Origin of the sequence: Vibrio sp. L85 (genome assembly GCF_963871815.1) — a bacterium.
Taxonomy (GTDB): domain Bacteria; phylum Pseudomonadota; class Gammaproteobacteria; order Enterobacterales; family Vibrionaceae; genus Vibrio; species Vibrio harveyi.
Genome location: NZ_CAWMYL010000255.1, coordinates 1 through 505 on the forward strand (window position 1 = coordinate 1; position 505 = coordinate 505).

Here is a 505-nt window from a genome sequence, read left to right on the forward strand (position 1 = left end):
TCAAGACTTGGTTGATATTCAAGAGCACCGCAAACAGTTCACTCAAGCAGGACGTTACGTTATTCCTTTTGCAGACCTAACGCTGCGTACAAAAGGTGGTGTGCGTACTGGTGAGCTAGTGACTCTGCAAGGTGAAATCTGGTTTGTTTACATCCAGCTTGCATCAAAAGCGGGTGGCACAGCTGCGCCAAGCATCCGCGCACGTTCTCACACGACTCAAGCTCAATCACAACGTATTTACTTGCCACGCATTTATTCACTGTCTTGGTTTGCAAGTGCAACAGGTCGTACGCCGTTTGATTTTGCTGAGCGCTCACCTTTGCTGTCATTGAAGCGCATTCACTTCAAAGACGCATCCATTGACCGTGTTCGCGTTCTTCGCGATAGCGTCGAAGAAATCAACGTCAACAAAGCCGATAACGCCTTTGATCTTGCCATTGTTGGCTTGGAGCAAAATAACGGTTGGTTCAGCCTTGATTTTGTTCGTACTGGCTTTGGCGTGGAA

At 47.9% G+C, this 505-nt stretch carries 1 protein-coding gene; it reads left to right on the plus strand.

Annotated features, from left to right (window positions below):
* A partial coding sequence (locus AACR11_RS29115) for a major capsid protein P2 (RefSeq protein ID WP_223295717.1) occupies window positions 1–505 on the plus strand: 505 nt, incomplete at both ends.